The organism is Pseudomonas sp. PDM09 (genome assembly GCF_014852305.1).
Classification (GTDB): Bacteria; Pseudomonadota; Gammaproteobacteria; order Pseudomonadales; family Pseudomonadaceae; genus Aquipseudomonas.
Genome location: NZ_JACVBI010000023.1, coordinates 1 through 615 on the forward strand (window position 1 = coordinate 1; position 615 = coordinate 615).

General features: G+C 48.9%; 2 tRNA genes and 1 rRNA gene. All 3 read left to right on the forward strand.

Features of this window, described 5'->3' with window-relative positions:
• Positions 1-62: ribosomal RNA gene (locus tag IB250_RS28475) — 16S ribosomal RNA — on the forward strand; the annotation flags it as partial.
• A gap of 164 nt (positions 63-226) precedes the next feature.
• A tRNA-Ile gene (locus IB250_RS28480) sits at positions 227-303 on the forward strand.
• Positions 304-333: 30 nt separating this feature from the next.
• Positions 334-409 (forward strand) — tRNA-Ala (locus IB250_RS28485).
• Positions 410-615 lie beyond the last annotated feature (206 nt).

The window sequence follows — 615 nt, forward strand, 5'->3', positions numbered from 1 at the left end:
TGACTGGGGTGAAGTCGTAACAAGGTAGCCGTAGGGGAACCTGCGGCTGGATCACCTCCTTAATCGACGACATCAGCTGCTCCATAAGTTCCCACACGAATTGCTTGATTCATTGAAGAAGACGATAAAGAAGCAGCCTGTATCAGGTTGTAGCTGAGTTGGTTAGAGCGCACCCCATGCTTCGTGGTTAAGAGCAGGGTGAGGTCGGCCTTAGTAGCTCGAAATTGGGTCTGTAGCTCAGTTGGTTAGAGCGCACCCCTGATAAGGGTGAGGTCGGCAGTTCGAATCTGCCCAGACCCACCAATTTTGTGTGGGAAACGCCTGTAGAAATACGGGGCCATAGCTCAGCTGGGAGAGCGCCTGCCTTGCACGCAGGAGGTCAACGGTTCGATCCCGTTTGGCTCCACCACTACTGCTTCTGTTTGTTGAAAGCTTAGAAATGAGCATTCCATCGTGACGATGGTGAATGTTGATTTCTAGTCTTTGGCTAGATCGTTCTTTAAAAATTTGGGTATGTGATAGAAAGATAGACTGATGGCCACTTTCACTGGTGGTGATCAGGCTAAGGTAAAATTTGTGAGTTTAATCGCGAATTTTCGGCGAATGTCGTCTTCA